Here is a 4,863-nt window from a genome sequence, read left to right on the forward strand (position 1 = left end):
GGAAGACATGATTTATAGCATAATCGAAATTCGCATAATTTGTAAGATGATATTAAGAAATTATGTAGGTTGTCAGCTGTTTTCAAAGGGTCATTTTTTTGTGCATTTTGGTTGGGATTATTATATGTACATAGGTAGTAGTCATAATTCTTTAAATGCAATTAATTATGCTACAAGAAAAGGATTATTTGTTGAAGAATACATCTCACCATATTACTTTGAGGAAACCGATACAACAAGATTGATTCAATGGAATGAAATAGGTGCAGAGGTGTCAATTGTTATTGGAGAAGAGGAAATCGATGATGTATCATTACAGGAATATCGACAAATATTTGGTTTATCAGAAGAACATCCGGTTTTTGGATATTTCGAAATAACGGAAGATCAAAAGGATTTCTTTCAATCAAAAATAAATCACAAGTTGGATTTCGCAAAGTATGAATATGGATTATGGGCCGGATATTAATAATGGAATTCAGTGCGTTAAAAGGAATCGATAGTCGATTCTTAGAAGACATTGACATCCGATAACACAGTATTCACGCGGCGGCTACGCCTTGGTCACTTTGATGCTTTTGGCAGAGTAGTAGATTCATGTGACAACTTGCTGCGCAAGTTCGTGAATACACGAACGTTATCGGAAATTCTTACAAAAATAAAATCTATAAATCAAAGGAGCAATTCTCGAGATGACGCTGAAAAATCGCATAAACTTCCTGGATAATTTGAAAGTGTTTTTAATTATGCTGGTTGTGTCACATCATGCTGGACAACCTTATGGAGGATCAAACGGATGGTGGTATTTTACAACGGATGATTCACCGGGTTTAGGTGCTTTTTTTGCTGTAAATGCTGCATTTTTCATGAGTCTATTTTTCTTAATATCAGCGTATTTTGTTCCAGTGTCCCTTGAAAAGAGAGGCTTAGGGAGCTTTTTAAGAGAGCGATTTATTCAATTGGGTATTCCTCTAGTAATCGGATTCGTTATGCTAATACCATTTTCTTGGCCAGTGATTAATTTCGGACACTTATGGTTTCTTCAACATCTACTGATTTATGTAATTATTTTTACTTTTGTAAAAACGTATTTGTTGAATCCGAGGCATACAAAACAATACGTACATAAACCATTTCCGAGTTTCTTTGTAATTTTACTCTTCACTGCTTTTGTTGCGTTGGCAACATTTGTAATACGCATTTGGTATCCTATTGATCATTGGATTGGATTTCTCGGGTTTATTCAAACTGAATTCGCCCATGTCCCTCAGTATGTAAGTTTCTTTATAATAGGATTATCTGCTGCGAAAAATAATTGGATTGTTCGGATTCCTAAATTCGTAGGAGTAATATGGATTATTATTGGGTTTGTACTTGCAGCTATAGTTTATTCTAGGAAGGTAACTTCTTTTCAGCCTGGAGGATTGAATTTCGGTAGTTTGCAATATTCCTTCATTGAAACATTCCTGTGTATGGGAATGTGCGTAGGATTAATATTCGTTTTCCAACGAATTGCAAATAAATCCATTAATTTATTGCAGTCATTGTCATTGAATGCTTTTACTGTTTACGTAATACATGTTCCGGTTGTTGTAATATTACAATACCTCGTTGAATCTCTTCCTGTATCTGCATATTTCAAATTTATTATTGTAATCGGATTGGGGATAGCAGTAAGTTTTTCGACGAGTCACTTTTTAATTAAAAAAATTCCTTATTTAACTAGAGTATTATACAGATAGTTTGATAGTGATTCAAAGAAGGTAAGAACTTCCGATAACACCATATTCACGCTTCGATCCATTCGGATCTCGGTCCGCAGAAGTTTTTCAGGAAGTATAGGCTGCGGACATATTCATTCCCCTAAGATAAGAGCTATCTAAGGGAATGAATGTCGTGAATATCTGAACGTTATGTGAAATCATTGCAAAAAGGAGAAGTACATGAAAACCTCAAAAAAAATCATATACTCATTTGTAATTTTTGTTTTTTTAATTGGATGTAATTCAAATAATATAAATACTCAAATTGATATTTTAGATGTATCAGAGGGTGTTGATATTTGGAACTCTGTTCAATACGTAACAATTACAGATTTGAATACTATTAAGGCATTTGAACCTGATGCAACCACAGATGTATTTATGATTCGATTTAAGATTAGACTTGAGAATAGAGGTTCAAAAACTGCCGAAGGCTTTCAAGCAGATTTAATTGTTCCATTCCCAATAACATATATTAGTGGTTCCATGAATCAAGGAAATGACAATGGCAGACTCAAACCAAATGATACATATGAAGTAATGGGTTACTACATATTTGAAAGCAAAGAGAATATGGAAACATTCATTGAACAATCATCGCTTTCAATAGATTGGGTAGAAGATGAAGAGAATAAGGAAATGAATATAAAGTTCCCCAGTAAGCCCATCCAAGAAGGCAATGAAATCACATAACAGAGTATTCACGCAGCGGCTACGCCTTGGTCACTTTGATGTTATTGGCAGAAGTCGCAGATTCAGTGACAACTTGCTGCGCAAGTTCGTGAATACCTGAACGTTATAAGAAATCGGCGAACGAGCGTGAAAATCATATATAGTAGGTGTTTCAAAAGATGAAGGATGAAGTAATAATTGAATCTTACAATGATAAGTGGCCCGAGATGTTTAAGGTACTTCGAAGTCAGATCATAAATGAAATAGGAATATCAATAGTAAGGATAGATCATATAGGATCAACATCCATTGTTGGATTAGCAGCTAAACCGATTATAGACCTTCAAATATCTGTGATAAACCTTAATCAGATCAATGAAGTCAAATTTGGCTTAACTGCTCTCGATTTTATTTATAGAAAAGATAACTCAGATTTGACTAAGAGATATTTTAGAGAAGCGCAAGGCATGAGAAGAACACATATTCACGTTAGGGAGAGCGGTAGTTGGTCTGAACAATTCAATTTATTATTCAGGGACTATTTAAGGGAACATGAAAATGAAAGAATAGAATATGCAAGGGTCAAATATGAACTTGCAAGCCGATATAGAAATCAAAGAGAACTATATAGTGAAGGGAAATCCGAAGTCGTATGGAGCATCATGATGAAGGCAAATCGATGGAGCCAAGAAATTGGCTGGAAACCAGGTAAACCAATTTTGTAAGAATTTCAAAGAAGTCGCCGACATCTTATAACACAGTATTCACGCAGCGGCTACGCCATGATCACTTTGATGTTATTGGCAGAAGTAGCAGATTCAGTGACAACTTGCTGCGCAAGTTCGTTAATACAAGAACGTTAGCTGAAATTGATGATATATAAAATTAAAAATCGGAGGAAATCAATATGTCATTTAAAGATGCATTTTTTACTTTTCCTATTCTTGAAACTGAAAGGTTTATTTTGAGAGAATTACATTCTGATGATGCCAAGGAATATTACAATTACTTCTCTGATAATGAAGTAACTAGATATTGGGGATATAAAGGACCCAAAAATATTGAGACAGCTTCGAAGACATTTATGAGGTTTCAAAACGCATTTACTAGAAAAGAAATGATAACTTGGGGAATTGCTAGTAGAGATGATAATAGGATTATAGGAACATGCATATTGAATGACTTTATTAGAGCATCCATGGTGAATGTAGGATACAATCTGTCGAGAGATTATTGGCAGAAAGGAATAATGACTGAAGTGCTTGAAACCATTATTCCATATGCATTTAATGTACTTGATATGAATCGTATACAGGCTAAAGTTATACCTGAAAATATTGCATCTGTAAAACTTTTATCAAAGTTGGGTTTTGTAAAAGAAGGTTTACTTAGGGATTACATATTCGGTGAGATAATTACTGATACCTTGATGTTCTCAATTCTAAAGAATGATTTTAATGAAAGGTCTCTTTGAGGCATTCAAAGATGTCATCAACTTGAGCTAACACGATATTCACGCATCGGGACATTCGTCCCTCGGTCCGGCAGAAGTTAGATGAAGAATCGAAGAGGCAATTGGTAGTAGCAGGGAAGCATATTCAGCTGGACACATCCCTCCACCTAACCGCGTCGCGGCCGCCCTTCGGGCTTAAGGTGGTGGGACGTCGTGAATACAATAACGTTAGGTGAAATTCTTACAAAGTTGTGAGGTGAAACTATGAAATTCTTTATTAGTACATTGATAATAATCACGATCCTATTTGTATCTGGTTGTGGTAAAACCTTTGTATTTCCAAGAGAAGATGATTTTAGTTTAAAGGCAACAGTAAATAATGAATCACTAACTGTTGGAGATGAACTGATAGTTAACGCTACTTTTCAAAACTTGATCAACAATAATTATGAATTGAGTTCATCTGCGACTTTCAGTAAAACTGGCTTAATACATATTAATATATATGAATTAGATGAGAGAGAAATGGTTATGGTCGGTGCAATTAGATTTGTAAACGTAAAAGGTAAACAAGAAATAATTGATCAACAGAATTTTGAAATGATTAAAAAGGGAAATATAAAGTGGTTGTAATATCAAAATTTGATATTACAAATTCAAAAACGAAAGAAAAGAAAGAGTACAGAATTAAAACTTACACAATTTTGATTGACGTAAAATAAGTGATGAAAAATAGCATTGAATTATATTATGAGCAACTCAAGGACGGCAAGAACTTCACCTAACACAGTATTCACGCGGCGGCTGCGCCTTGGTCACTGGTGATGCTTTTGACAGAGTAGCAGATTCAGTGACAACTTCCTACGGAAGTTCGTGAATACAAGTGCGTTATGTGAAATGATCGAAAGAATATAAAATCTATAAATCCAAAGGAGAGGGCCATAATATTCTTAGTATATTGGCGATATTTTCTTT

Annotated in this window: 6 protein-coding genes; all 6 read left to right on the forward strand. The window is 34.5% G+C overall.

Features of this window, described 5'->3' with window-relative positions; all coding sequences use genetic code 11:
- On the forward strand, window positions 1-469 hold a 469-nt coding region (locus AC1TO5_RS21060; protein WP_482064801.1), incomplete at its 5' end, for a DUF7683 domain-containing protein.
- Between the two features lie 223 nt (window positions 470-692).
- Complete coding sequence (locus AC1TO5_RS21065; RefSeq protein ID WP_482064802.1) at window positions 693-1,742, forward strand: acyltransferase family protein; 1,050 nt, start codon at window positions 693-695, stop codon at window positions 1,740-1,742.
- A 201-nt stretch (window positions 1,743-1,943) separates the two neighbouring features.
- Window positions 1,944-2,456 carry a hypothetical protein gene (locus AC1TO5_RS21070; RefSeq protein ID WP_482064803.1) on the forward strand — a complete coding sequence of 171 codons (513 nt, stop codon included), beginning with the start codon at window positions 1,944-1,946 and terminating at the stop codon, window positions 2,454-2,456.
- Between the two features lie 158 nt (window positions 2,457-2,614).
- Window positions 2,615-3,160 carry a GrpB family protein gene (locus AC1TO5_RS21075; RefSeq protein WP_482064804.1) on the forward strand — a complete coding sequence of 182 codons (546 nt, stop codon included), beginning with the start codon at window positions 2,615-2,617 and terminating at the stop codon, window positions 3,158-3,160.
- Window positions 3,161-3,342: 182 nt separating this feature from the next.
- The gene (locus tag AC1TO5_RS21080; protein WP_482064805.1) at window positions 3,343-3,909 is read left to right on the forward strand and encodes a GNAT family N-acetyltransferase; all 567 of its coding nucleotides are present in this window, start codon (window positions 3,343-3,345) and stop codon (window positions 3,907-3,909) included.
- A 243-nt stretch (window positions 3,910-4,152) separates the two neighbouring features.
- Window positions 4,153-4,521, forward strand: a complete 369-nt coding sequence (locus AC1TO5_RS21085; protein WP_482064806.1) for a hypothetical protein — start codon at window positions 4,153-4,155, stop codon at window positions 4,519-4,521.
- Window positions 4,522-4,863 lie beyond the last annotated feature (342 nt).

Source organism: Paenibacillus sp. Y930, from assembly GCF_056786375.1.

Coding starts and splice junctions, on each gene's coding strand:
- AC1TO5_RS21065 (WP_482064802.1), top strand. CDS start 693: ATGACGCTGAAAAATCGCATAAACTTCCTGGATAATTTGAAAGTGTTT.
- AC1TO5_RS21070 (WP_482064803.1), top strand. CDS start 1,944: ATGAAAACCTCAAAAAAAATCATATACTCATTTGTAATTTTTGTTTTT.
- AC1TO5_RS21075 (WP_482064804.1), top strand. CDS start 2,615: ATGAAGGATGAAGTAATAATTGAATCTTACAATGATAAGTGGCCCGAG.
- AC1TO5_RS21080 (WP_482064805.1), top strand. CDS start 3,343: ATGTCATTTAAAGATGCATTTTTTACTTTTCCTATTCTTGAAACTGAA.
- AC1TO5_RS21085 (WP_482064806.1), top strand. CDS start 4,153: ATGAAATTCTTTATTAGTACATTGATAATAATCACGATCCTATTTGTA.